Genomic DNA, 24002 nt, shown 5'->3' with positions numbered 1-24002 from the left:
TTTGAATAACAAAGCGTTTTTTGTAACCCTGGAATTATTCCGGGGTGTGTCTGCATTCTGAATCCAATTTTATCGGAGAATACTATGAGCGATTTTTCTTTTTCGACATCTATGGCGGTCATGCGTAAGACCGCGCCCTTCCTTTTGTTCCGCATGGTGGTCTATTTCGGCATTGCCGTTACCTGGATCCTGGCCACGGGCACGGGCGCAGGCATTGGCTGGGGTGTTGGCGCGATGGGTGACAGCGATTTTCAGGCTTCCAGCACCATCTGGGGTGGGCTTGGCGGCTTTGGCCTTGCCGGTGCTGCGCTGTTTTTCCTGCGGGATTACATTCTTTATATGGTGAAGGCAGGCCATATCGCCGCAATGATCGAACACCTGGAAGGGCGTGAGATACCGGGCGGCAAAGGGCAGATTTCCTATGCGCAGGGCATCGTGAAGGAACGGTTTGCGCAGGCCAACGTGCTGTTCGCGATTGATCGGCTGATCAAGGGCGTCATCCGCGCGGTGACCGGGCTTGTGGAAGGCATCGCATCGCTTCTGCCCATTCCTGGCCTGGATGCCGTGATGAAATTCGTGCGGGCCTTTCTGAAGGTCGCCGTGGGTCTGATTGACGAGGTGATCCTCGCCCATCTGATCCGTGAAAAGTCCGAGAACCCCTGGACCGGCGCGCAAGAGGCCCTGGTGCTGTATGCCCAGAACGCCAAACCTATGCTGAAGAATGCAGCACTGATCACCATCGTCAGCTATATTCTGGCCTTTGTGGTGTTTCTGATCATGCTCGCGCCAGCGGGTGCGGTGGTCTACATGATCCCCGGGGCCTGGTCTGCGGGCGGCTTTGTCTTCGCCATCATCTTTGCCTGGGCCGTGAAAGCCGCGCTGATCGAACCTTTTGCGATTGCCTGTCTTCTTCAGGCGTACTTCAAAGTGACCGAGGGCCAGACACCTGATCCGATCTGGATGGGCAAGCTGGAAAGCACATCCGGCAAATTCCGCAGCCTTGGTGAAAAAGCTGCGGGTTGGGTCACGGGCGGTGCGCGCGCGACTTAAGCCTTTGCAGCAGTCAGAGCCGTGTCCATCAGGGCCTGGATCTGGCTGCGCGACGTGCCTGCAACTATACGGCCCAGTTCTTCCTCGCCTTTCAGCACCACAAGGGTAGAACGGCGGGGAATGCGCAGGCGAATGGACAGGTCGTCATCGGCGTAATTGTCCCAGTCGACATTCACAAAGGCGATGTTTTCCGCATATTCGGGGTTGTTTGACAGCAAGCCGCCAATCACCCGTTCCTGCGCCGCACAAGTTGTGCACCAGTCGGTTTTGAAATCGATGAAAACGGTTTTGCCTTCTGCCAGCAGTTCATCCACCAGGCCTGGCGTATAATTCTGCGTGGCAGAGGCCAGGGCAGGCATCAAAGCGGCAGCAGCAGTTGTCATCAGGAAAGTACGACGGTTCATATCAGTGTCCTTTTCTTAAAGAGAGACGGAAAGATCAGTAAGCCAGTACGGCAGGTTTTGCAGGGCCCAGGCTTCGGCAATGTGATGCCATTTCAGCAGGATCGCGGTGCCGACCAGAATAAACACCACACCCATCAGCGGTTTTGATACTGCTGCAATCCGGCGCAGCGTTGCCTGACGGCGCATCAGCGCGGCCCGTGCGCCATAGCCCATGGCAAGGATCAGGGTCGAAACACCAAGGGCAAAGAAAATCATAATAATGCCCGCCCGCATCAGGCTTTCACCCTGCGAGGCCAGGGCAATCGCGCCACCAAGGGTCGGGCCGATACAGGGGCTCCAGACTGCGCCCAGAAGCGCACCGCCCATAACCTGCCCGCGCAAGCCGCCTTGCGCGACCTGATCAAGCTGACCATCGGCTTTTGCCGCAAGGCCCGACGTTGCCCCGGTAAACACATCGCTCAGACGCGGTGTCAGCAGGACCACCCCAAAGGCAATCATCGCCATGGCACCATAACGCGCAATGTCATCGGGTCGGATGCCCAGAGAAAAGCCCAGCGTCGCCACCAGCATCCCCAACACCACAAAACTGATGGACATGCCCAGGGCAATCGCTGCCGGGGCGTGACGGTGGCTTTGTAACCCGCTGGCCAGAACAATCGGCAGAACCGGCAGAACGCAGGGGTTAATCAGGGTCAGCAGACCCGCGCCATATGCAAAGATAAATTCCATGCGCCTGTTGTGGCCTGCATGGGCTGTAATGTCATTTCACGTTGCCGTTAGCGGGGTTACGTCCTTGTTCAGGCCGGGGACTTCGCCCGCTGCACCATAATGATCGCCCCGGTAATGACCGCAACGCCGATCACATCCAGAAGGCCCAGGCTTTCGCCCAGAATGACCGCCGCAACTGCGACACCCAGAAACGGGTTCAGGAAATGAAAGACCGAGGCGCGGACAGCACCGATACGGGATACAAGCGCAAACCAGATGAAGGTTGCCGCAAGGCCGGGCACCAGCGTTGTATAGGTAAAGGCCGTGACCAGGGACCAGTTCCAGATCACAAACTGTTCTTCTGTCGCAAGACCAATGACACCCAACACCACAGCGCCAATCCACATCTGCAACCCGACGATCATCATCATGTTGCCACCGGCCAGCGCCCCGCGCACAGAAAGCGTGGCAATCGCCAGCCCCAGCGCGCCAATAAAGCAGAAGATCACGCCGGTCAGATCAATGCCATCCCCGGAAATCCGGCCGCTCATGATAATGGCGACACCAATGACCCCGGCCAGAAGGCCCAGGATCGCCAGAGGGGCAAGTTTTTCACGAAAGACAATCCAGCCCAGGAAAGCCGCCATCAGCGGCATGGTGGAGGCAATGATCGCCGCGACAGATGCTTCAATCCACTGCATCGCCACAAAGTTCAGCCCCAGATAAAGCGCGTTCTGGCAGATGCCGAAAACAATCGTCGCTTTCCATTGCCCGCGGGTCAGCTGAAAGTTCTGCCCCATGAACCAGGCAATGATCATCGCCAGCGCACCGGATGTGGCGAAGCGCACCGCAAGCGCTGTCAGGGGCGGGGCGTATTCCACAAGGATCCGTGCAGAGGTAAAGGCCGACGACCACATAAAGGCAAAGGCCAGCCCCATCGCAATTGCGCGCAGATCCATGTCATATCCCCCGGAAAGCAAAAAGGCCGCCCATGGGCGACCTTTTCACTATTATCCTCAGACCCGGGGCCTGCAAGATCAATTATGCGTTAACGCTGTCTTTCAGCGCTTTTGCGATGGTCATTTTCACAACCTTATCCGCATCTTTTTTGATTTGTTCGCCAGTCGCAGGGTTGCGCACCATGCGCTCTGGGCGCTCACGGCAATAAATTTTGCCAACGCCAGGAAGAGTAACGGCACCGCCGCCGGAAACTTCATTGGTAATAACTGCAATAACAGCATCCAGCGCGCCAGAAGCAGCTTTCTTGTCTGCACCCATTTCTTCTGCAAGTGCAGCAACCAGCTGGGTCTTTGTCATCGGCTTCGTCATTAATGTTCTCCTCGTTATTGCCCTGTTGGGACGTGATTGCAGGCATTTAAAGGGATTGTGTCAGGTGACACAACGATTTCCCGACTAAAAAGCCAGTTTTTTCAGGGATTTTGGCGAAAAATCGCCCAATTTCCTGATATTTACAGGAATGCAGTCTCCTCAAAGCTGCGCAACTTACGCGAATGGATCCGTTCAAGTGGCATTTCGCGGATCATTTCCATCGCCCGAATTCCGATTTTCAGATGTCTTTGCACCTGTGTTGTGTAGAAATCAGATGCCATGCCGGGTAATTTTAGCTCTCCGTGCAAGGGCTTATCACTGACGCACAGCAGCGTTCCATATGGTACCCGAAAGCGAAACCCATTGGCCGCGATGGTTGCGCTTTCCATGTCCAGCGCCACAGCCCTGGATTGTGACAGGCGCTGCACCGGGCCGGACTGATCGCGTAGTTCCCAGTTCCGGTTATCAATGGTGGCAACCGTGCCCGTCCGCATCAGACGTTTCAGCTCATAGCCTTCCAACTGGGTCACATCGGCAACCGCCTGTTCCAGGGCCACCTGAACTTCGGCCAGCGGCGGGATTGGCACCCAGACGGGCAGGTCATCATCCAGAACGTGATCTTCGCGCAGATAAGAATGCGCCAGCACAAAGTCACCCAAGGCCTGGGTGTTCCGCAGACCGGCGCAATGCCCAACCATCAGCCAGGCATGCGGGCGCAGCACAGCGATGTGGTCGGTGGCGGTCTTCGCATTTGACGGACCAACCCCGATGTTCACAAGCGTAATGCCACCGCCATCCGCGCGTTTCAGATGGTAAGTCGGCATCTGTGGCAGCTTGGCGGGATGCGGGCAGTCTTCATCCGCTTTGGTGATCTCGATATTCCCGGTGGAAACAAAGCTGGTGTAACCACTGTCCGGATCTGCCAGCATTTCGCGGGCGTAGGCTTCAAATTCCGATACATAGAACTGGTAGTTGGTGAACAATACGTGGTTCTGGAAGTGTTCCGGATCGGTTGCCGTATAGTGCGACAGCCGCGCCAGTGAATAATCCACACGCTGCGCCGTGAAGGGCGCCAGCGGCAGAGGTGCGCCGTGAGGCGGCTCAAAGGTCCCGTTCACGATGTCATCATTGGTGGTGGACAGATCCGGCACGTCAAAAATATCGCGCAGCGGATATTCCATCGCCCCGCCCTGGGGAACAGAAACATTCGCATCGTTCACCACCGCGAAATGCACAGGGATCGGCGTGTCGGACACGGCGATTGTCACCGGCACATCATGGCTGCACATCAACAGATCAATCTGATGTTCCAGATAGGCGCGGAACAGATCGGGACGGGTGACAGTTGTGGCATATTCCCCCGGATTAGAGACATGTCCAAAGGCAAGACGGGTATCAGCCTGGGCGTAACTTGTCGTCTTGATCCGGATCTCAGGGTAAAAGGCGCGAAAGCGTTCCTGCGGGCGCGGACCGGCAACGCAGGATGAAAAGCGTTCGCAGAGGAAATTGGTGGCCGTGGTATAAAGATCGCACAGATGCGCGACCGCGGCTTTGGCGTCGGTAAAGACCTTTGGGGCGGGTGTCGGTGGCGATTGCACCGAAAGTTCGGGATCGGCTGTCATATTTTTATTTTCCTTCTTCAAACAGCGGTATCAGTTCAAATGTGCGCACATCCACAAGGCCCAGATCAGAAATCCGCATCTCGGGGATAACGACAAGCGCCAACAGTGAATGTTGCATATAGGCGTTATTCAACGTGCAGCCACAGGCGCGCATGGCGTCGCCCAGGGCGTCAGCTTTCGCGGCAACTTCGTGGGCGGGGCTGTCAGACATCAGGCCAGCAATCGGCAGTTCCACCAGCGACAATTCCTGACCATCCTTAAAGATCACAACACCACCACCGACTTCGCGCAGACGGTTCGCCGCCAGGGCCATATCATCCTGGCTTGTGCCGATGACAATCATATGATGGCTGTCATGCGCCACGGTCGATGCCATCGCCATATTGCCGGTATAGCCAAAGCCAGACACCAGCGCGTTGGTTACGCCCCCGGTTGCGCGATGACGTTCCACAAGGGAAATCTGGCAAACATCCTGGGCCGGGTCGCCTTTGACTTCACCATTCACCACAGGCAGTTCCATCTGCAACGCTTTGGTGGGGGCCTGATTTTCGACGACCCCAATGATATTGGCCGTGACGTGATTTGCACCCTCAGGTGCTGTGATCACAAAGTCGCCTGCTGACAGATCCCGCGCCATATTCACGGTGTTCCGCGCATGGTCCGGCCAGGCCAGATGTGGGCATTCTGCCCGCATTAGTCCCTGTTTTGCGATCACTTTACCGCGTGAAATGACGGTGTCAATCGGCAGGGTTTTCAGATCAGTTGTCAGGATCATATCCGCCCGACGCCCCGGCGCGATAGACCCCAATTCACGTTCCAGACCAAAATGCGTTGCCGTGTTGATCGTGGCCATCTGCAAAGCAATCAGCGGATCACAGCCGCATTCAATCGCATGGCGCACAACGCGGTTCATATGGCCGTCATTGACCAGCGTGCCTGAGTGGCAATCATCGGTACAAAGGATAAAACTACGCGGGTCCAGGCCCTTTTCGGTCACGGCAGTAATCTGTGTTTCCACGTCATACCAGGCCGATCCCAGCCGCATCATATGGCGCATCCCCTGACGGGCGCGGGCAATCGCATCGGCTTCACAGGTGCCTTCGTGATCATCCGCAGGACCGCCGGCAGCATAGGCATGGAAGGGCAGGCCCAGATCGGGGCTGGCGTAATGGCCGCCGACGGTTTTGCCAGCGCGTTGTGTTGCGGCAATCTCTGCCAGCATTTTGGGGTCGCCATTGATCACGCCGGGGAAATTCATCATCTCGCCCAGGCCAATAATCCCGGGCCAGTGCATGGCCTCTGCCACATCGTCAGGCGTGATTTCGTAACCGGTGGTTTCAAGCCCGGGGGCTGAAGGCGCACAGGAGGGCATCTGCGTGTAAATATTCACCGGCTGCAGCATGGCTTCGTCATGCATCAGTCGCACGCCCTCAAGCCCAAGAACGTTGGCGATCTCATGCGGATCGGTGAACATGGTGGTCGTACCATGGGGGGCAACGGCGCGGGCAAATTCCGCAGGCGTCAGCATCCCGCTTTCGATGTGCATATGCGCATCACACAGCCCGGGGATCATATAGGCGCCATCGGCCTCGATCACCTCGGTGTCCGGCCCGATGCAATGACTGGCATCCGGCCCGCAATAAGCAAAGCGCCCCTCAGCAATGGCAATATCGTGATTTCCCAGCACCTCGCGGGTGTGCACATTCACCCATTTGCCGCCTTTTACAACGGTATCAGCGGGTTCGCGTCCTGCCGCAACAGCAACAAGACGGGGGGCGACATCGGGCCATGAAGGGAATGATTGCGTTACCATATACCAATATTTCCCGGTTTCACAAAAGCTGCAACCCCTCGATTTGTTCTTTCAGCCAGTCCGCGAAAATCCCCGCTGCCGGGTTTGCCACCTGACCGGACGGATGGATCAGATAATAGGCCTCTGTCATGGGTTCCCTTTCCTCAAACGGCAACGTCATGCGGCCCTCGCGCACAAGATCTGCCACCAGAATATCATGACCAATCGCAAGCCCGCTGCCCGCCATCGCGGCGGCGAAACTGACAACATAGGTGCTGGCCCATGTCAGATGTGCGGTTTTGGGCAGGGCCATCTGGCGCGCATTCAGCCAGCTTTCCCAGCCACAGGTCAGCCCGGCGCAATCATACAGCGGGTGATCAAACAGGGTGTCCAGGCGGACATCGGTGCCGGGTTTGGCGACAGGAAAATACTGCGGATTGAACAGGGTTTCGCATTGCGTGGTGTCCGCCGGATACCGGTCAAAACGAATCTCAAGATCTGCGGCAGAGGACGTATGATCATGGTGCCAGATTGGCGTCGTGAAATTCAGCCGGATATCCGGATTTCTGCGGTGAAAATCCGGCAGGCGCGGGGTCAGGAAATGCACCGTAAAGGCAAGGTTAGACACGATTTGCAGGGTTTTCTTACGCGCCGGGCCGATCACCGCCCCTGTGCCTTGTTTCAGCACCCGAAAACTGTCCTGCACCCAGGGCAGATACAGCTTTCCCGCCTCTGTCAGTTCCAGCCGGCGCACATGGCGGTAAAACAGCGGTTTGCTCAGGAAGCCTTCCAGCGATTTGATCTGCTGGCTGACCGCTGATTGCGTCATGTTCAGCTCCTGTGCGGCATTGGTGAAAGACAGATGCCGGGAGGACGCTTCAAACGCGCGCAACCAGTTCAGCGGGGGCAGTTTCTGATGTTCCATGACACATAACTCATGCATTAGTTGGACTAATACCATGGCTGCTTTTTTTTTGCTGGTAAAGATGTCGCGGGGTGATCAGGCTGAATTATCAGCATTCAGGGGATCAGCGATGAGCGTCACACAGCTAAAACAGAACATGGATCACTGGCAGGAGCGGGTCGAAATGGCCGCCGCTTTCCGCTGGACAGAACGCCTGAACATGCATGAAGCGGTGGCAAACCATTTCAGCCTGGCGGTGAATGACGATGGGTCACAATTCCTGATGAACCCGAACCAGATGCATTTTTCCCGCATCAAAGCGTCTGACCTGTTGTTCCTGGACGCGAACGATCCGGACACGATGGACAAGCCCGGCGCACCGGATCCCACCGCCTGGGGTCTGCATGGGTCTATCCACCGTCTCTGTCCGCAGGCGCGTTGCGTGATGCACGTGCATTCGATCCACGCCACCGTTCTGGCCAGCCTTGCCGACAGCAACCTGCCACCGATCGATCAGAACACCGCGACGTTTTACAACCGCTATGTGATTGACGAGGAATTCGGTGGTCTGGCTTTTGGTGACGAAGGCGCGCGCTGTGCATCCATGCTGACCGATCCAAAGGTCAAAACCATGATCATGGGCAACCACGGCGTTTTGATCATCGGGGACAATCCGGCAGATACATTCAATCGCCTCTACTATTTTGAACGCGCGGCTGAAACCTACATTCGTGCCCTGCAAACCGGTCGAGAGCTGCGGGTTCTGTCGGATGAAATTGCAGAGAAAACCGCGCAGGAACTGGACGATTACCCTGGCCAGGCCGAAGCCCATATGCGTGAAATCATGGCTGTTCTTGACGCCGAAAGCTCTGACTACGCCTCCTGAACCCTGCGGGACTGACAATGAAAAACATCTACACATACGGCGGCCGCCCGGCCCGCCGCAACCTGACTATTGCCTGCCTTCAGGCGAATAAAGCCGCTGGTCGTAAGATGACGCAGGTGTCGGCGATCAACGGGGATGAGGCGGGGGCCTGTGCAGCCATGGGCATTGATCTGATCACCATCGCAGATCACGACATCGAAGATGTGCGTGCTGCCGCGCCCGAAACCTTTGTCACCGGGTCCCAGACCATGGTGCAATATATGACAGAGGACGAAGCTCTTGCCGCTGCGATCCGCTGTGCTGAAAAAGGCGCGGATGCGATTTTTACGCCGCGTGGCCTGAAAACCATTGAACGCCTGTCTGGCGAAGGCCTGGCGGTGCAGGGGCATGTGGGGCTTGTGCCGCGCAAATCCACCCTGATCGGCGGGCTGCGTACCTTTGGCAAGACGGCAGAAGAAGCCATGCAGCTTTTTCAGGATTTCAAACGTCTGGAAGATGCAGGGGCCGTTGCGGCCGAGGTCGAATGCGTTGCGGTTGAAGCTTTGCAGGAAATCGGCCCGCGCACATCCATCGTCACACATTCCATCGGTGCCGGGTCCGGGGGGGATATTATCTTTTCCTTCATGGAAGACATCTGCGGCGATGTTGAAAACCCGCCACGCCACGCCAAAGCCTGGGGCGATGTTCTATCGATTCGCAAACAGATGCAGGCCGAACGTGGCCGCGCGCTGGGCGGGTTCCGCGATGATGTAACATCCGGTGCATTTCCCGATGCCGCCCACACTGTGCCGATGACTGCGGGTGAGCAGGAAAAACTGCAGGAAGCCCTCGATAAATGGAGCCCGACCCACCAATGAATGACGCCACCGACTACAGCAAGGCCTTTGCCGCCAAGCCACAGCCTATGACGCTGACGGAAGCCGCCTGGAAGACCCCGCCAATGCAGCTGACCGATACGGAAGGCATGATTGATGTGCCCCGTATGCGCCGCTATCGCCAGAACCGCCTGCGCGAACAGATGAAGGCCCATGGCCTTGCCGCAGTGATCCTGACCGATCCGCTGTCCATTCGTTACGCGACAGGCGTGCGCAACTGCACCCTGTTTCAGATGCATATTCACGCGGGCTATCTGTTTATGCCCGCAGAAGGCCCGGTGATCTACTTTGACAGCGAACCTGGCCGCGAAACCGGGGGGCAGCTGGAAACCATTGATGAGATCCGCGAAGATCTGATGCCACTGTCCTATATGTTCGCCGGTTACCGCCACCAGGAATGGTGCACGAAATGGGCGAAACAGATGAAGGCGCTGGTGGATGAACACTGCGGCGGTGAAACCCGTGTGGGCGTGGAACGCACCGCCCCCCTGCCGCATATGGCGCTGGAAACCGAAGGGCTGACACTGGTGGATGCCGGCGAAGCCCTGGCCCATGCCCGCAAGATCAAATCCCCCGAAGAAATCCTTTGTATGAACCAGACCATCGCCGTGGCCGAAGACGGGATGACCCGGATGCGCAATCACCTGGTCAACGGTATGACGGAACAGGCGCTTTGGTCGCATATGTGGGCTGCGAATATCGAAGGCGGTGGCGAATGGATCGATTACCGTTTGCTGGCCTCGGGTGAACGTACGAACCCCTGGCAGCAGGAAGCCTCTTCGCGCACCATCCGTGCCGGTGATCTGGTGGTGTTTGATTGCGGCATGGTTGGCCCCTGGTCTTATGGGGCCGATATTTCCCGTGCCTATCATTGCGGTCCGGGCCGCCCGACGGATGAACAATGCCGTCTCTATCAATACGCCCATAATGAAATCACGCATAACGCCCAGCTGCTGCGCCCCGGCGCGTCCTTCCGTGAACTGATCGACGGGCGGTATCGCCAGCCGGATGGTTACAATGATCAGACCTATCCCTGCATGATGCATGGTCTGGGCATGGCGGATGAATATCCGGTGATCTACTACCCCGAAGACGAAGCATTCCACTACGACGACGAACTTGAAGCCGGCATGGTCATTTGTGTGGAAAGCTATGTCGGCAAGCTGGGCGGCCATGAAGGCGTGAAGCTTGAGGATCAGTATCTCATTACAGAAACCGGTGCGATTTGCCTGTCGCGCTACCCGTTTGAAGACGCGCTTTTGTCGCGCGAAATCTGAGCCTTTGGCAAAGAGGAGATGCCAGAATGACTGACAACACCGAACAACTGGAAGATATGACCCGTGAGTGGAATTATCATCCGGATCTGCCGCTTGATAATCCGTCGGTGTTTAAGTGGCCCCCGAACCCGGCTTATCTTGCGGGCTGGCTGGCGCGCAACTGGCTGACCCTGTCAGAACGTGTGATGATGGCGATCGCGGCTGTTGCGTTCTGGTTCTTCTTTTACCCGGCGATTGAAACCGCGCAGACATTTGCCTTTGGCTGGATCTTCCAAGTCTGGCTTGTGAACTTTGTCATGATCTTTGTCGTGGCGGGTGGCCTGCACTGGTATTTTTATATGCGCAAAGGCCAGGGCAAAAAGCTGAAGTTTGAACGCCGGGATCAGGGCACGAACAATGCGCTCTGGAATTTTAAGGATCAGGTACATGATAATATGTTCTGGTCCCTTGGGTCCGGCGTGTTTCAACTGACCTTCTTCCAGGTGATCAGCATGTGGTTGATGGCAAATGGCTATGTGCCGATGATCACTTTTGCGGAAAACCCGGTGTGGTTCCTCGCCTTCCTTGTGATCATTCCAATGTGGTCCGCTTTCCACTTCTACTGGGTGCATCGCCTGCTGCATCAGCCGTTCCTGTATAAACGTGTGCACGCCCTGCATCATCGCAATGTGAACATCGGCCCCTGGAGCGGCTTTTCCATGCACCCGATTGAACATTTCATCTACCTGACGACGCTGTGCATTCACTGGATCCTGCCAAGCCACCCGATCCATCTTTACTTCCACATCATCTTTCAGGGCCCGGGTGCTGCCATGACCCACACCGGCTATGAGGATCTGTTGATCAAAGATAAACGCAAGCTGGCGCTGGGCACGTTTTACCACCAGCTGCACCACCGGTATTATGAATGCAACTATGGCAACCAGGAAATGCCATGGGATCGCTGGTTCGGGACATTCCATGATGGATCTTCTGAAGCAACCTCTGAAACCCGCGCACGCAAGAAACGGATGTACAGCTGATCTGCAACAGATCTGATTTCCCTCCTGAAAGCCCCGGTTCGCGCCGGGGTTTTTTCTTGCTCACATCTTACCATACCGTTCTGTGTGTATGCATAAGATGTGCATAGAAAGTGCATGGATTGTGCATACGGATATTCAAGGATTTCCGTCGATTTTTCTGTTCACATCAGTGTGTGCATATATGAACACCAAAAAGGCGATTATCACGGTTCTGTGTCTTGAAGGTTGGGCGGTTTACCCCCAAATCACTGTCATCGGAAGCAACAAGACTTCCTCCAAAATTCAAAACACCCAGACCCTTGAAAGGTTAACGCTATGAAAACTGTAATCGCATCCATCCTCGCCCTGACTGTTGCTGCTCCTGCTTTTGCTGGTGCCAAAGATGTTGAAGCTCACTTCGCTCAAGACAACGTAGGTATCGAAAGCGTTGTTGTTGAACGCTCTGCTCCGGTTTCTGCAGAAGCTGTTGAAATCTTTGCTGATCTGGCTGCAGAAGCTGGCACAGGCATCGAAACACAAGCAAACCCATCCGTTGGCGCAACCCTGTCCTCTAAGGGCGGTGTGAACCCAGTGGCCGCCGCATGGTTCGCTGAACAGGTTGCTTCTGAGTAATCTGCAAAAGGTTAACAAAACCTCGATAAATCGCAAAAGGCCCGGAATGTTTTCCGGGCCTTTTTGTGTGCGTCTTACTGTTTTTGGTACTTGCGATACCCGGTCATAAAATATTCCCAGTCCGCTTCTTCCCAATGCAGAGAAGCCTGTTTGGTTTTCTCTTTGATAAACGATCTGTGCAACCGCGCCAGATTGTCATCCCGCCAGGCCCCGTCACCCCGTTGTTCACATTTGTCGAAATCAATAATCCAGATTTTAGATGATTGATCTATAAGGATATTTCGGCAGTTCAGGTCGGAATGCAAAACGCCCGCATCGTGAATTTTCGCAACAGCTTCCCCAACAGAATGCCATGTGTTTTCGTCCAAAGGCGCATGTAAAAGCCGATCCGCCAGGGTTTCACTTTCAGGGATTGTCTGGGTGAGAATATCGGCGCGATAAAACAACCCGGCTGGCGCAAACCGCGCCGCCACAGGGCGCGGAACAGGCAGGTCTTGTTCGTACATCCATGAAAGCAATGAGAATTCTGCCATGGCCCGGCTTTTCTCAACCGGCTGACACAAGAACAGATCTTTGTTCACACGGCCAATCAACCCACCGCGATAATAGTGTCGCAGCACCATGTCGACACCATCGTGATGAACAAACCAGGCCGCATTGCGCCCTTGTGACGTGGCGCGTAACTTGCCTTTTGCCTGCAGCCATTCCGGATTGAACAGGTTGATTTCAAATGTGAAAATCAGTGCCGGATCATACCAGAGAACCTGCTTTCCATCTTGTAGGGTCTTGAAACCCTGACCTGTGTTCGGCATCAGTTCTGTTTCCATTGGTGCTAATTTTTGATCAGGAGCGAATGTTACTTACCACGTCTGAGTTTGAAATTCTTACGCGCCCTCAGTTTGTTCGTAGCTATGCGGCGTATTCTTGAAATAATACCCTTTAAGCCAGACCCGCCAGATTTCCTCTTGTTGGATTTGATGGTGCTTTCTCCATCTCTGGCCGCGAAGACAGGGTTCTCAAATGCCAGAATACGATCTGTCTGAGAGCCCCAGTTTTGCATCGCCACATCAACAGGCAAAACGGGTTCTGAATGCAGGCGGCGAAATGCTATGGCACCTGCACGGCTCCACAAGATAGCTGTTGTTGTGACGGGCGGGTAGTGGGCGTGACAAAGGCCAAGAGAGGCGTCGCAATACGCACTGTCCACAGGGGTCATCAGAGATTTTGCAGGTTTGCCCAGGTTAATCAGATCCCACTCTGGTAACTTGTCCAGCGATTGAACAAGGTCCTTCAGGCGCTGTTCGGCGTCCAGACCTGGGACAGCGTCGTCTTCCAGAACGATCCCATAAGGGGCATCTGTTTCAAGAAAAAGATCAATGGCGCGAAGATGGCTGGCGTAGCACCCCAGTTCACCCGGATACAGCGCACGTCCCAGCAGTTTCAGCGATTCGGCAGGATGATTGTCTGTGACGTCAGTGCCGATCACAGCGGACAAACGGTCAAATTTCAAACCGATCGCCGAAAGAGCATCTTCAGATTGCCGAAGCCTTTCGGTGTCACGATCCAGATTGATTAGTTGAACAAAGGGTTGTGTTGTCATGATCTCACGCCGAACAGGTTTTGCGGTAATATGTACGAAAGCTTAGTCTTTCGGACGACCGCGCCAGTCACGCATCGGGCCGATGCCTTCAACGTCTTCACGTCCGCCATTGTTCATCCAGTATTCACGGAACCAGGGCACAGCACCTTTGCCGGAACGCCAGAAATCGCCCCAGCGCTGACCTGAGTCCGGCACAATTTCCGCCGGGCGCGGGCGGCCGTGAAATGCCAGAATTTTTGTGCCTTCTGGCGGGGATTTCGGGGGCAGAACCCGGTTGACCAGGGGCGCGCGCAGCAGGTGACGTTTGAAGGAAATCACCCATTCGTCGGGCCAGAAGGAAACATCCTGATGAATTTTCCAGATGAAACGCTGATCATTGCGGATTTCATTCGGCCATTCATCGGGGCGCGCGATCAGTTCGTCATAAATATGTGTGAGTTCGTCAAAATCGAAGGCCAGCACACCGGATGCACCACGTACCGGGCGATTGACGCGCAGGTTATCGATTGGACGACGCCATTCTTTGATCATCAACAGGCTGCCCGGGTGATCAAACATCGGGGCCAGATCATCGCAGATCATGGAATCCAGGTCGATGAACAAGGCACGGCCTTTCAGCCCGTAAAGATCTGGCTTGAAAAGAGAAATCTTTGGCCATGCTCCGAACTTATATGCACTTTGCGCAAGCCCCATATCCGGGATCGGATAGGTTTCCACATCTGGTGAAATCCCTTCGGCATCATCTGTGATACAGACAAAGCGATGCGGTTCCTTCAGGTGTTGTTTGACTGCAGAGGCCAGAACGTTGACGTAATCAGGGGCATAAGCCGGCCCCCATTTCATGCATATTACAGTCTTTTCCAAGGCTTCTTCCTCTGAACCGGTTTTCGGGTTTGCGCGATGTTCCACAGGCCGTTGCCTTTCGCTTGCGCAGCAGGCAACGTCATAACAATTGCGTCGACTTTCTGCAATCGTCGCGCTACATGGGCCCTGAAATGACATCAATCCCCTTCATATTGAAAGCCTGGCTTGCGCTGACCCGTTTATTTGCGGGGCCGATTGCATGGTTTTCGGCATATTTTCATCGGCGTATGGGGGCCGATCCATTACGGTTTTCCGAACGCCTGGGCAAGGATCTGCCGGATGGGCGGGAGGAAACCATCTGGTTTCATGCCGCTAGTCTTGGCGAAGTCCGGCAAATTGGCCCTCTTGCAGCGCAAATTTCCCAGGCGTCGCAGGCCGGAGTGCTGATCACGACGACAACTGTCGCAGGTGCAGGCTGGGTTGCGCAGGCAATGCCATATGCGGTTCATCGTTATGCGCCGCTTGATACGCCGTCGGCTGTCAAAGATTTTATCAGTGGCTGGTCATTTTCCGCCGCAGTTTTTGTTGAAGGTGATTTGTGGCCGCGCATGTTGCTGGAGCTTGAGAAACAAGATGTTCCCCGGATCCTGTTGAATGCCAGACATTCGAAAACACGGCTGCGCTTCCGACAGGCCTTTGCCCGGCTTTTGGGATCGTTTGACTGTGTCACCTGCCGTTCGGAGGGCATCGCGGATGATATGCTTGCGCTGGGACTTCCGAAGGATCGTGTGCATGTTCTGCCAGATCTCAGAACCACGCTTCCAAAGTTACCGGTGAACCCGGAATTCTCCCGGATGCTTTCACAAGCTATCGGGGAAAGACCGCACTGGTTGGCTGCCTCTACCCATCCCGCGGATGAAGACGCTGTTCTGAACGCACATGCAGAAGTTCTTGCATCACATCCTTCTGCGCTGCTTATCCTTGCGCCGCGCCATCCCCGGCGGGGGAATGATCTGGCGAACATGGCGGGTGAACGGGGATTCACGGTCGCTCGACGCAGTCTGAAGGTTGATGTGACCGCCGAAACCCAGATATACATCGTGGATACTCTGGGCGAGATGGGCAGTTTGTTTGATCAGGCACCCGTGGCCTTTCTGGGGGGGTCAATCGGCAAAGAAGGCGGGCATACGCCCTATGAACCCGCAAGCTTTGGAACGGCGATCTTGTATGGGCCAAATGTAAAGAATTTTACGGATGCTTTTGCCGGACTGTCTGACATTGGTGCCGCTGTCCAGGTGCCAGAATCTGACAAGCTTGGCGCAGTGCTGAACGGTCTGATGGAGGGTGCGCGTGTCCGGGAAATGGGGCAGGCGGGGCTGGAATATACCGAAGACGGCCAGGGTGCCCTGGCACGATATGTTGATCTGCTGTCCGACGTTGTGGATGCGGGCAGGGAATAAGGCCTCTGCGCAGGGTCTATGGCCTTGACGGTGATGCAGGCCGGTGCGACTTTCCCACAAACAGCGCGTGAGGCCCCCATGACAACAATCGACATCAACGCAGATCTTGGTGAAAGCTTCGGCCCATGGCAGATGGGCAGCGATGCTGAGATGATGGATGTGATCACCAGCGCAAATGTCGCCTGTGGCGGGCATGCCGGTGATCCGTCGGTGATGTGGCAATCCGTGCAGATGGCGCAGGCGAAGGGCGTTTCCATCGGGGCGCACCCGGGGTTTGTGGATAAGGAAGGTTTTGGCCGTCGTCGTCTGCCGTTGACGGTGGATGAAGTCGAACGTCTGGTTGCCTATCAGACCGGCGCTTTGTGTGGTGTCGCGGCGCTTGCCGGTGCCCGGGTGAATTATGTCAAAGCCCATGGTGCGCTTGCGAACTGGGGGGCTGAGAATGCTGACGTTGCTGGCGCCATCGTGCGTGCAACCCGCGCTGTCCTGGGGGGGGATGCAGTTCTGCTAACCATTTCTGGCACGCAGCTTGAACTTGTTGCGCGGGAAAACGGCGTAAAACATTGTTCTGAAATCTTTGCAGATCGCGGGTATCAGCCAAATGGCCTGCTGGTTCCGCGCGGCCAGCCCGGCGCGATGATCCATGACGCGGATGAGGCGACGGTGCGTCTGGTGGAATTTGTGCAGACTGGGAAGATGCCGACGGTGGGTGGTGATCCGATTGCTCTGGAGGCTGGTTCAATCTGTGTGCATGGGGATGGCCCAACTGCGGTGGAACTGGCGAAGGATCTGCGTAAAGGGCTTGAGGCCGCAGGCGTGAAGATCGGGGCTTTCGCATGATTGCACCTCAGTTTCAGCCTGTTGGCGACAGTGGCGTGATGATCCGCTTTGGTGATGAGATCACCGATGAAATCCATGCAGGCGTGCTGGCGATGGACCAGGCGATCACCGCCGCCGAATTGCCCGGGGTGCGTGAACTTGTGCCGTCCTTCACCGGGCTTCTGGTGGTCTATGATCCACTGGAAACAGAATATCAGACACTAATTAGGGCGATTTCAGGCCTTTCTGCGCGATCAGGTGATGCGCGTGAGGCCCGGGAATGGTGTCTGCCCACCTGCTATGAAGGTGATTTTGCACCTGATCTTCAGGCGGTGTGTGATCAGACGGGGCTATCATCTGACGCGGTAATCAACGCCCATACCTCTGCCAGCTACAAGCTTTTCATGTATGGATTTGCTCCGGGCTATGGCTACCTGGGTGGTACGCCGGAAAGCATTCAACTGCCCCGCAAAACAGCCCCTGTGCGCGATATTCCCAAAGGCGCAGTGATGATCGCCGGGCCGCAGTGCATTGTCACAACCATGGTGATGCCCACCGGTTGGTGGGTGATCGGACGGACGGATTTTGAGGTGTTCCAGCCCTTTGAAGATAACCCGTTCCCCGTTGCGGTTGGGGATACGATCCGGTTTCAGCGGGTTTCTGCGGATGATTTCATGAAAGGGCAAAAATCATGAGCCTCGAAGTGAAATTCGCCGGCCCGCTGTGTTCTCTGCAAGACAGCGGGCGCATGGGGTTTCTGCGCTACGGTGTAACAGAAAGCGGGCCGATGGATCGCCAGGCCTTCCGCATTCTTGCAGCAATGCTTGAGGCGGAAGAGGGATTTAATGCGATTGAAGTCTCGCTTGCGGGTATGGTTGTTCAAGCAAAACAGTCTCTAACGTTGGGATTTTGCGGGGGTGAGTTTGCTTTATCGATTGATGGAGAAGCCCTTCTACCCTGGGGTGTATTCACTTTGCCTGCTGGGAAAACCCTGACAATCCGGGCGGGCGCAAGTGGCAGCTGGGGCTATCTGTCGTGTCTTGGGGGCTTTGCGACAGACGCCTGGCTGGACAGCACGTCGTCACACCTACCGTCTGGCCTTTGCGGTGGTTATTTGCAGGCCGGAGATATCCTTGCACCTTCGGCGGCATCTTTGCGCGAAGATCTGAATTGTGCTTTGCCAATCCCGGAATTCAGCCGGTTCTCCGGCAATGCCCGTATCGTTCCCGGTCCGCAGAATCACCTGTTCCCGGAACGTGCAAAACAGGCTCTGTTTCAGGGAAATTTCACCGTAACGCGCGAATTTGACCGTATGGGAATGCGACTGTCAGGTGCGTCTCTTGCGCCGGAAGATGCGCTGTCTATTCCATCAGAAGCTATCATTCGCGGATCGCTTCAGGTGCCGGGGCATGGCGATCCGATTGTTCTTCTGGCGGATCATCAGACGACCGGTGGCTATCCCAAGATTGCCACGATGATCACATGCGATCAGGATACAACCGCCCAGGCCCGTGCCGGGGATGTGGTGCGTTTCACAGAAGTCAGCGCAGAAGAGGGCACAAAAACCACCCGCGACCGCGCGCAGCAGGTGGCAAACTGGATCGCGGAAATTCCGACCCATCGGGGCAGCCTTGCGGATAAGCTAAACCGGGTGAACCTGATCAGCGGCATTGTTGGCCCCGACGGAACGCCGCATCATTAAGCGCCATTAACTTGAACCATATGGCAAGACCTTCTAACTGTCAGGAAACCCGCATTCCTGACAGGACACCCTATGGCGAACCATCTTTATAAAAACGATCTGCCCGACGGGCTTTCAATGGGTCCGGTTGTGGCGATTGATTGTGAAACCATGGGGCTGAACCCACATCGCGATCGCCTGTGTCTGGTGCAGATGTCTGGTGGGGACGGGAATACGCATATTGTGCAGATCGAAAAAGGTCAGGCTGAGGCGCCGAACCTTTGCGCTGTGCTGACCGATCCGGATGTGCTGAAGCTGTTCCATTATGGCCGTTTTGATATTGCGGCGATGTATAACGCTTTTGGCGCGCTGACTGCGCCGGTCTATTGCACCAAGATCGCGTCTAAGCTTATCCGCACTTACACTGACCGTCACGGGCTGAAGAACCTGCTGCAGGAAATGCTGGGCGTGGATATTTCCAAACACCAGCAGATGAGCGACTGGGGCGCCGGGGAACTGACCAAAGCCCAATTGGATTATGCGGCATCTGATGTGTTGTACCTGCATGCGCTGCGCGAGAAGCTGAATGAACGGCTGGAACGCGAAGGACGTATGGACATCGCGCAGAACTGCTACGATTTCCTGCCGACCCGCGCTGTGCTGGATCTGGCGGGCTGGCCGGATCAGGATATTTTCGCACATTAATCCACATGTTCGGGCGGATCATTGCTGACAGCGAAAGCGGTGCTTTGCTGTCACGGGTGATCTGATAGGTTGTATAGCAATGAACAACGTCTACACATATTCGCGTTTTATCGCCTGGGTGAAGGTTATTCTGCCCCTGGCGGCGCTTGCGCTGTTGTCGACCTTGTTCCTGTTTTCCCGGGGCAGCGGCACCGGCGGCGCAATCCCGTTTTCCGAACGCGAAATCGAAGAACGTGCGCAGACTCCGCGTGTGACTCGTCCGAATTTTACTGGTGTCACCGGCAATGGCACGGCCCTGTCTGTGCAGGCCGAAACGGCCACCCCTGATCCGGAAGATGCCGGGCGGCTGGCTGCGGAAGGCCTGCAGGCGTCAATTGATACGCCGGGGGGAACACGGTTTGAAATTGTGTCTGACAGTGGGCAGATGAACAATGCGGATCAGATGTTTTCCCTGTCCGGTGATGTGCGTATTGAGAGTTCCGAAGGCATGCAGATGTCGACGTCTGAAATTGAAACCGCGCTGGATGGTTCAATCCTGACTGCGCCGGGTGCTGTATCGGTGACGGGACGTTTCGGAAGCTTTGATGCAGATTCAATGCTGCTGGAACTGGCAGAACCTGACAGCAATACCTATGTTCTTGTTTTCAAGGGCGGGGTGAAGCTGGTATACACACCGGTGAACTGAGAGGTTGGTATGAAGAAATTTCTGCAGACGATTGTTCTAAGCGCTTCTGTTGTTGGCTTTTCCGGCGCTGCTTTTGGGCAGGCCCAGGTTGCATTTGGTGGCCTGCAACATGATGCCAGCCTGCCTGTGGAAGTCACCGCAGATCAGCTTCAGGTGAACCAGGAAGATGGCAGTGCTGTTTTTCAGGGCAATGTGGTGATTGGCCAGGGCTCTATGCGTCTGTCCGCCGGTCGTGTGCGTGTGGAATATCAGACAGGCGCAAATACCACTGGTGAAATTTCACGCCTTCATGCCACCAATGGCGTAGTTTTGACCAATGGTGCGGAAGCGGCCGAAGCAACCTCTGCGATTTATACAATCGGGTCCGGTCAGATTGTCATGCAAGGCGGTGTGATCCTGACGCAGGGCGATAATGCGCTGGGCGCCAATCAGATGACGGTAAATCTGGGCACCGGGCAGGCCGAATTGTCGGGCCGCGTGCATACGATTTTGCAGACCGGGGGCAACTGATGGCTGCGCCGGATCTGAAAGTCACCGAAGGCAGCAGCGGTCTGTCGATTCGAAATTTGCGCAAAAGCTATCGCAAACGCGTGGTGATCCGGGATGTTTCGATGGAATTGTCCCGTGGCGAAGTCGTTGCTTTGCTTGGGCCGAATGGGTCTGGGAAAACGACCTGTTTCTATTCCATCGCCGGTCTTGTGAACGCCGAAGGCGGCCAGGTTGTGATTGACGGCACCGATGCCACGACATTGCCGATGTATCGCCGGGCACGTCTGGGGATCGGGTATTTGCCGCAGGAAATGTCGATTTTCCGTGGTATGAGCGTCGAAGATAACATCCTGTCGATCCTGGAAATTTCCATTAAAGACCGCCGTAAGCGTATGGAAAAACTGGAAGAACTTCTGTCTGAGTTTTCCATCGAACATCTGCGCCGCGCGCCTGCGCTTGCGCTTTCCGGTGGGGAACGTCGTCGTGCGGAAATTGCGCGTTGCCTGGCCTCTGGTCCGAAATATGTTCTGCTGGATGAACCCTATGCCGGTGTTGATCCGATTGCTGTGGGTGAAATCAGAAACCTTGTGGCTGATCTGAAATCGCGCGGCATTGGTGTGCTGATTACGGATCACAATGTGCGCGAAACACTGGAAATTGTGGACCGGGCCTATATTCTGCATGACGGTAAAGTGTTGATGAGTGGGACGGCAGATGAAGTCGTGCAGGATGAAAATGTGCGTAAAGTGTATCTTGGACAAAGCTTCCGTATGTCCTGATCTTTGTCGCAGGGTGGCGGCATGGTAAATCCATCCACGCCCCGCACACAGCTTTCAACGTCTCAGCGTCAGACACTGTCAGCGGGCCTTACCTATTCCCTGGGCATCTTGTCCCTGAGCAGTGTAGATCTTGCACGTCGGATCAGTGAAGAGGCAGCGGAAAACCCCCTGTTGCGGGTGCGTGGCGGCAGTCGGGTCAATCCGATGGAATTGTCAGAGACACTGGAAAGCCGGATTTCATTGTCAGAGCATCTGCACAGGCAGTTGATGGCAAACAACCCGCCAGGTCGCAAACGAGACATCGCGCAATATCTGATCGGTGATCTGACGGAAGAAGGTTATATTCGCAGTTCAGTGGCAGAACTCACCGGGGAATTGCGCTGTTCTTCGGCTGAGGTCGATCATGCCGTCAGATTGATCCAGCAGTGCGAACCTTCGGGTATTGGTGCGCGGAACCTGGCAGAATGCATCGGCATTCAGCTGGCTGATAATGGTTTGAGACAAAAAGATGTGGATGTTGTTCTGAAGCACCTTGATCTTTTTGCAGCCGAGAACTGGGGAAAGCTTCGCAAAATCAGTGGGATGGGGGAAAAGCTTGCCCGTTCTATCGCTGTGAAAATCCGGGGGCTTTCGCCTTATCCGGCAGAACAGTTCCGGCCATTGGCAGAAGAGGTGCTTCCCGATGTTTGTATCAGGAAGGCCGACAGCGACGAAATCATCGCCTATCTTTGCAGGGATGTAATGCCAGATCTGAGTCTGGAAGAAGGCCTTATGCGTCGGGCGATGAAGGATGAGGCTGCACAGGACTATATCCGGGAATGCCGCCGGCGCGCAGATGCCTTGATACGTGCGGTTAACTTCCGGGGTAAAACATTGCTTCAGATCGCGCATCTGCTTGTCGAAGTTCAGCGGTCATTCTTTGTGGGCGACGTGAGCGAACTGAAGCCCGTGACCCGAGTTGATATCGCCCGAAAGCTAAAGGTGCATCCTTCGACCGTCGCCCGGGCGGTTGCAGGAAAGTTTGCACAGGTGAACGGGGTCATGTACCCGCTGTCTGTTTTCTTTCAGCGTTCGGTGCAAAGTGGCGACGGGGAAACTACGTCTGCCTATACGGTTCAGCACAAGCTTAAGGCTATGATTGCTGCGGAAAATAAGGACAATCCGCTTTCGGATTTAGAAATTGTTGATCAATTATTGCAGGAAGGCGTTGACATTGCACGTCGAACTGTCGCCAAATACAGGGGATGTCTGAAGATTCCTACATCGTACGACCGGAAACGGAAGTACCTTTCCCAGCGGCCCTGAACCTTAGTCAGGCTTGGCGACCGCCCGGAAAAACACAACCCAAACAGATTAGTCATTTTCTGAACCAGATCCGTTTGGCTGTGGGGAACGCAGCATCCGTATACTTAAACTTCAGGAGGTTACATGCGGTACCAGATCACTGGAAAGCAAATTGATATTGGTGAAGCACTTCAGGTGCACGTGAAAGACGGATTGGGCGTTGTCGTCGAGAAATATGCTGAACGACCGACAGACGCACAGGTGGTTTTCTCGCGCAATGCCCATGAATACGTCTGTGAAGCAACTGTTCACCTTTCCACAGGACTGACCGCCCAGGCAAAGGCACATGCCACAGAAATCTACGCAGCCTTCGATTCTTGCTGTGATAAAATGGAAAAACAACTGCGTCGATACAAGCGCAGGTTGAAAAACCATCATAATGAGCGGGCGCAGCCGGTTGAACATTTTGGCGCTTCCTCGTATATCCTTGCCGGAGGAGATGACACAGACGCGGACGAGCCCGAAACTCTGCAGCCGATGATCATCGCCGAAATGGAAACAAAAATACCATCTCTGTCCGTTGGCGAAGCGGTGATGCAGATGGAACTGGCTGGTGCTCCGGCGCTGGTATTTCGTAATGAAGGACATGACGGCGTAAATGTTGTCTACCGGCGCGATGACGGAAACATCGGCTGGATTGATCCGAAATAAAAGGCAGGGGCTGTTACAGGCCTGTGATCAGGTAGCACGATGGATTTTACAACAATTCTTAAGCCCGATGCCATCAAGGTGATCGGAAGTGCGACCAGCAAAAAACGCCTCTTCCAGTCTTTGGGAGAGGTTGCCTCTGATGCCTATGGAATCCCGGTATCGCGCGCGATGGAAGCTTTGCAGGAACGTGAAAACCTTGGTCCGACCGGTGTTGGCAAAGGTGTTGCTCTGCCGCATGCACGTCTGAGCGGGCTGACCGGTGTTTCAACCGTTTTTCTGCGCGCAGAAGCACCACTGGATTTTGGTTCTGTTGATCGTCAGCCGGTTGATCTGTTCTTTGCACTTTTTGCGCCGGAAGACGCAGGTGTTGAACATCTGAAAGCGCTTGCGCTAGTGTCCCGAACAATGCGGGATCCGGGGATTTGTGCAAAACTACGCGCAAACACAGGTCCGGCGACGCTTTATACGATCCTGACGGAAGAGCTGCCCAGTCAGGCGGCCTGA

At 55.3% G+C, this 24002-nt stretch carries 27 protein-coding genes; 17 read left to right on the top strand and 10 right to left on the bottom strand.

Features of this window, described 5'->3' with window-relative positions; genetic code table 11:
* Window positions 1-84: 84 nt before the first annotated feature.
* Window positions 85-1050, top strand: coding sequence for a hypothetical protein (locus H1D41_RS09545; protein WP_228848687.1), 966 nt, complete (start codon window positions 85-87; stop codon window positions 1048-1050).
* Here H1D41_RS09545 and H1D41_RS09540 read toward each other — a convergent pair.
* The 7 genes from H1D41_RS09540 to H1D41_RS09510 all read right to left on the bottom strand — a co-directional run bounded on the left by H1D41_RS09540 (window position 1047) and on the right by H1D41_RS09510 (window position 7830).
* Window positions 1047-1454: a thioredoxin family protein gene (locus H1D41_RS09540; protein WP_228848686.1), complete on the bottom strand. Its 408-nt coding sequence runs from the start codon at window positions 1452-1454 to the stop codon at window positions 1047-1049. The two genes, H1D41_RS09545 and H1D41_RS09540, sit on opposite strands and share 4 nt — an antisense overlap.
* A gap of 15 nt (window positions 1455-1469) precedes the next feature.
* On the bottom strand, window positions 1470-2183 hold the full coding sequence (locus H1D41_RS09535; RefSeq protein WP_228848685.1) for a cytochrome c biogenesis CcdA family protein: 714 nt from the start codon (window positions 2181-2183) through the stop codon (window positions 1470-1472).
* Window positions 2184-2251: 68 nt separating this feature from the next.
* The gene (locus H1D41_RS09530; RefSeq protein WP_228848684.1) at window positions 2252-3121 is read right to left on the bottom strand and encodes a DMT family transporter; all 870 of its coding nucleotides are present in this window, start codon (window positions 3119-3121) and stop codon (window positions 2252-2254) included.
* A gap of 82 nt (window positions 3122-3203) precedes the next feature.
* The gene (locus H1D41_RS09525; protein WP_107497862.1) at window positions 3204-3491 is read right to left on the bottom strand and encodes an HU family DNA-binding protein; all 288 of its coding nucleotides are present in this window, start codon (window positions 3489-3491) and stop codon (window positions 3204-3206) included.
* Window positions 3492-3631: 140 nt separating this feature from the next.
* Window positions 3632-5113: an AMP nucleosidase gene (locus tag H1D41_RS09520; protein WP_228848683.1), complete on the bottom strand. Its 1482-nt coding sequence runs from the start codon at window positions 5111-5113 to the stop codon at window positions 3632-3634.
* Window positions 5114-5117: 4 nt separating this feature from the next.
* A complete protein-coding gene (gene ade, locus H1D41_RS09515; protein WP_228848682.1) occupies window positions 5118-6926 on the bottom strand; it encodes an adenine deaminase in 1809 nt (602 codons plus the stop codon).
* A gap of 19 nt (window positions 6927-6945) precedes the next feature.
* Window positions 6946-7830, bottom strand: a complete 885-nt coding sequence (locus H1D41_RS09510) for a LysR family transcriptional regulator (RefSeq protein WP_228848681.1) — start codon at window positions 7828-7830, stop codon at window positions 6946-6948.
* A gap of 109 nt (window positions 7831-7939) precedes the next feature.
* On the opposite strand from H1D41_RS09510, the gene H1D41_RS09505 reads away from it, so the two are divergent.
* The 5 genes from H1D41_RS09505 (at window position 7940) to H1D41_RS09485 (ending at window position 12481) form a co-directional block, all read left to right on the top strand.
* Entirely contained in the window at window positions 7940-8695 is a 756-nt protein-coding gene (locus H1D41_RS09505) for a class II aldolase and adducin N-terminal domain-containing protein (RefSeq protein WP_228848680.1), read from the top strand.
* Between the two features lie 17 nt (window positions 8696-8712).
* Window positions 8713-9552 carry a 3-methyl-2-oxobutanoate hydroxymethyltransferase gene (locus H1D41_RS09500; RefSeq protein WP_228848679.1) on the top strand — a complete coding sequence of 280 codons (840 nt, stop codon included), beginning with the start codon at window positions 8713-8715 and terminating at the stop codon, window positions 9550-9552.
* Complete coding sequence (locus tag H1D41_RS09495; RefSeq protein WP_228848678.1) at window positions 9549-10847, top strand: M24 family metallopeptidase; 1299 nt, start codon at window positions 9549-9551, stop codon at window positions 10845-10847. The genes H1D41_RS09500 and H1D41_RS09495 overlap by 4 nt, the downstream gene beginning before the upstream one ends.
* A gap of 26 nt (window positions 10848-10873) precedes the next feature.
* A complete protein-coding gene (locus H1D41_RS09490) occupies window positions 10874-11869 on the top strand; it encodes a sterol desaturase family protein (protein WP_228848677.1) in 996 nt (331 codons plus the stop codon).
* 315 nt (window positions 11870-12184) lie between these two features.
* Window positions 12185-12481 carry a hypothetical protein gene (locus H1D41_RS09485; protein WP_228848676.1) on the top strand — a complete coding sequence of 99 codons (297 nt, stop codon included), beginning with the start codon at window positions 12185-12187 and terminating at the stop codon, window positions 12479-12481.
* A gap of 74 nt (window positions 12482-12555) precedes the next feature.
* Here the strand turns inward: H1D41_RS09485 and H1D41_RS09480 are convergent, their stop codons facing one another.
* The 3 genes from H1D41_RS09480 to H1D41_RS09470 are packed head-to-tail and all read right to left on the bottom strand — an operon-like array spanning window position 12556 to window position 14990.
* Window positions 12556-13293 (bottom strand): 3-deoxy-D-manno-octulosonic acid kinase, encoded by a 738-nt coding sequence (locus H1D41_RS09480; protein ID WP_228848675.1) that lies wholly within the window; start codon window positions 13291-13293, stop codon window positions 12556-12558.
* Window positions 13294-13337: 44 nt separating this feature from the next.
* Window positions 13338-14081 (bottom strand): glycosyltransferase family 25 protein, encoded by a 744-nt coding sequence (locus H1D41_RS09475; RefSeq protein WP_228848674.1) that lies wholly within the window; start codon window positions 14079-14081, stop codon window positions 13338-13340.
* Window positions 14082-14123: 42 nt separating this feature from the next.
* Entirely contained in the window at window positions 14124-14990 is an 867-nt protein-coding gene (locus H1D41_RS09470) for a hypothetical protein (RefSeq protein ID WP_107497873.1), read from the bottom strand.
* A gap of 86 nt (window positions 14991-15076) precedes the next feature.
* Here H1D41_RS09470 and H1D41_RS09465 point away from each other — a divergent pair, with 86 nt between their 5' ends.
* The 11 genes from H1D41_RS09465 to H1D41_RS09415 all read left to right on the top strand — a co-directional run bounded on the left by H1D41_RS09465 (window position 15077) and on the right by H1D41_RS09415 (window position 24002).
* On the top strand, window positions 15077-16345 hold the full coding sequence (locus H1D41_RS09465) for a 3-deoxy-D-manno-octulosonic acid transferase (protein WP_228848673.1): 1269 nt from the start codon (window positions 15077-15079) through the stop codon (window positions 16343-16345).
* An 18-nt stretch (window positions 16346-16363) separates the two neighbouring features.
* A complete protein-coding gene (locus H1D41_RS09460) occupies window positions 16364-17185 on the top strand; it encodes a LamB/YcsF family protein (RefSeq protein WP_228848672.1) in 822 nt (273 codons plus the stop codon).
* Entirely contained in the window at window positions 17182-17859 is a 678-nt protein-coding gene (pxpB, locus tag H1D41_RS09455; protein WP_228848671.1) for a 5-oxoprolinase subunit PxpB, read from the top strand. The genes H1D41_RS09460 and pxpB overlap by 4 nt, the downstream gene beginning before the upstream one ends.
* The gene (locus H1D41_RS09450) at window positions 17856-18866 is read left to right on the top strand and encodes a 5-oxoprolinase subunit C family protein (protein WP_228848670.1); all 1011 of its coding nucleotides are present in this window, start codon (window positions 17856-17858) and stop codon (window positions 18864-18866) included. Before pxpB ends, H1D41_RS09450 begins: the two co-directional genes overlap by 4 nt.
* Before the next feature lie 72 nt (window positions 18867-18938).
* Window positions 18939-19550 (top strand): ribonuclease D, encoded by a 612-nt coding sequence (locus tag H1D41_RS09445; protein WP_228848669.1) that lies wholly within the window; start codon window positions 18939-18941, stop codon window positions 19548-19550.
* A gap of 79 nt (window positions 19551-19629) precedes the next feature.
* A complete protein-coding gene (gene lptC / locus H1D41_RS09440; RefSeq protein WP_228848668.1) occupies window positions 19630-20235 on the top strand; it encodes an LPS export ABC transporter periplasmic protein LptC in 606 nt (201 codons plus the stop codon).
* A 9-nt stretch (window positions 20236-20244) separates the two neighbouring features.
* Window positions 20245-20745: an LptA/OstA family protein gene (locus H1D41_RS09435; protein WP_228848667.1), complete on the top strand. Its 501-nt coding sequence runs from the start codon at window positions 20245-20247 to the stop codon at window positions 20743-20745.
* Window positions 20745-21503, top strand: coding sequence for an LPS export ABC transporter ATP-binding protein (gene lptB / locus H1D41_RS09430; RefSeq protein WP_107497880.1), 759 nt, complete (start codon window positions 20745-20747; stop codon window positions 21501-21503). The genes H1D41_RS09435 and lptB overlap by 1 nt, the downstream gene beginning before the upstream one ends.
* 21 nt (window positions 21504-21524) lie before the next feature.
* Complete coding sequence (rpoN, locus tag H1D41_RS09425) at window positions 21525-22808, top strand: RNA polymerase factor sigma-54 (RefSeq protein ID WP_228848666.1); 1284 nt, start codon at window positions 21525-21527, stop codon at window positions 22806-22808.
* Between the two features lie 123 nt (window positions 22809-22931).
* A complete protein-coding gene (gene hpf, locus H1D41_RS09420; RefSeq protein ID WP_228848665.1) occupies window positions 22932-23498 on the top strand; it encodes a ribosome hibernation-promoting factor, HPF/YfiA family in 567 nt (188 codons plus the stop codon).
* A gap of 39 nt (window positions 23499-23537) precedes the next feature.
* The gene (locus H1D41_RS09415; protein WP_107497883.1) at window positions 23538-24002 is read left to right on the top strand and encodes a PTS sugar transporter subunit IIA; all 465 of its coding nucleotides are present in this window, start codon (window positions 23538-23540) and stop codon (window positions 24000-24002) included.

The sequence above is a fragment of the Halocynthiibacter styelae genome (assembly GCF_016123485.1).
Taxonomy (GTDB): Bacteria; Pseudomonadota; Alphaproteobacteria; order Rhodobacterales; family Rhodobacteraceae; genus Halocynthiibacter; species Halocynthiibacter styelae.
The sequence above is the reverse complement of the archived record's forward strand: the minus strand, read 5'-3'. Positions and strand labels throughout refer to the sequence as shown.

Coding starts and splice junctions, on each gene's coding strand:
- H1D41_RS09545 (WP_228848687.1), top strand. CDS start 85: ATGAGCGATTTTTCTTTTTCGACATCTATGGCGGTCATGCGTAAGACC.
- H1D41_RS09540 (WP_228848686.1), bottom strand. CDS start 1,454: ATGAACCGTCGTACTTTCCTGATGACAACTGCTGCTGCCGCTTTGATG.
- H1D41_RS09535 (WP_228848685.1), bottom strand. CDS start 2,183: ATGGAATTTATCTTTGCATATGGCGCGGGTCTGCTGACCCTGATTAAC.
- H1D41_RS09530 (WP_228848684.1), bottom strand. CDS start 3,121: ATGGATCTGCGCGCAATTGCGATGGGGCTGGCCTTTGCCTTTATGTGG.
- H1D41_RS09525 (WP_107497862.1), bottom strand. CDS start 3,491: ATGACGAAGCCGATGACAAAGACCCAGCTGGTTGCTGCACTTGCAGAA.
- H1D41_RS09520 (WP_228848683.1), bottom strand. CDS start 5,113: ATGACAGCCGATCCCGAACTTTCGGTGCAATCGCCACCGACACCCGCC.
- ade (WP_228848682.1), bottom strand. CDS start 6,926: ATGGTAACGCAATCATTCCCTTCATGGCCCGATGTCGCCCCCCGTCTT.
- H1D41_RS09510 (WP_228848681.1), bottom strand. CDS start 7,830: ATGGAACATCAGAAACTGCCCCCGCTGAACTGGTTGCGCGCGTTTGAA.
- H1D41_RS09505 (WP_228848680.1), top strand. CDS start 7,940: ATGAGCGTCACACAGCTAAAACAGAACATGGATCACTGGCAGGAGCGG.
- H1D41_RS09500 (WP_228848679.1), top strand. CDS start 8,713: ATGAAAAACATCTACACATACGGCGGCCGCCCGGCCCGCCGCAACCTG.
- H1D41_RS09495 (WP_228848678.1), top strand. CDS start 9,549: ATGAATGACGCCACCGACTACAGCAAGGCCTTTGCCGCCAAGCCACAG.
- H1D41_RS09490 (WP_228848677.1), top strand. CDS start 10,874: ATGACTGACAACACCGAACAACTGGAAGATATGACCCGTGAGTGGAAT.
- H1D41_RS09485 (WP_228848676.1), top strand. CDS start 12,185: ATGAAAACTGTAATCGCATCCATCCTCGCCCTGACTGTTGCTGCTCCT.
- H1D41_RS09480 (WP_228848675.1), bottom strand. CDS start 13,293: ATGCCGAACACAGGTCAGGGTTTCAAGACCCTACAAGATGGAAAGCAG.
- H1D41_RS09475 (WP_228848674.1), bottom strand. CDS start 14,081: ATGACAACACAACCCTTTGTTCAACTAATCAATCTGGATCGTGACACC.
- H1D41_RS09465 (WP_228848673.1), top strand. CDS start 15,077: ATGACATCAATCCCCTTCATATTGAAAGCCTGGCTTGCGCTGACCCGT.
- H1D41_RS09460 (WP_228848672.1), top strand. CDS start 16,364: ATGGCCTTGACGGTGATGCAGGCCGGTGCGACTTTCCCACAAACAGCG.
- pxpB (WP_228848671.1), top strand. CDS start 17,182: ATGATTGCACCTCAGTTTCAGCCTGTTGGCGACAGTGGCGTGATGATC.
- H1D41_RS09450 (WP_228848670.1), top strand. CDS start 17,856: ATGAGCCTCGAAGTGAAATTCGCCGGCCCGCTGTGTTCTCTGCAAGAC.
- H1D41_RS09445 (WP_228848669.1), top strand. CDS start 18,939: ATGGCGAACCATCTTTATAAAAACGATCTGCCCGACGGGCTTTCAATG.
- lptC (WP_228848668.1), top strand. CDS start 19,630: ATGAACAACGTCTACACATATTCGCGTTTTATCGCCTGGGTGAAGGTT.
- H1D41_RS09435 (WP_228848667.1), top strand. CDS start 20,245: ATGAAGAAATTTCTGCAGACGATTGTTCTAAGCGCTTCTGTTGTTGGC.
- lptB (WP_107497880.1), top strand. CDS start 20,745: ATGGCTGCGCCGGATCTGAAAGTCACCGAAGGCAGCAGCGGTCTGTCG.
- rpoN (WP_228848666.1), top strand. CDS start 21,525: ATGGTAAATCCATCCACGCCCCGCACACAGCTTTCAACGTCTCAGCGT.
- hpf (WP_228848665.1), top strand. CDS start 22,932: ATGCGGTACCAGATCACTGGAAAGCAAATTGATATTGGTGAAGCACTT.
- H1D41_RS09415 (WP_107497883.1), top strand. CDS start 23,538: ATGGATTTTACAACAATTCTTAAGCCCGATGCCATCAAGGTGATCGGA.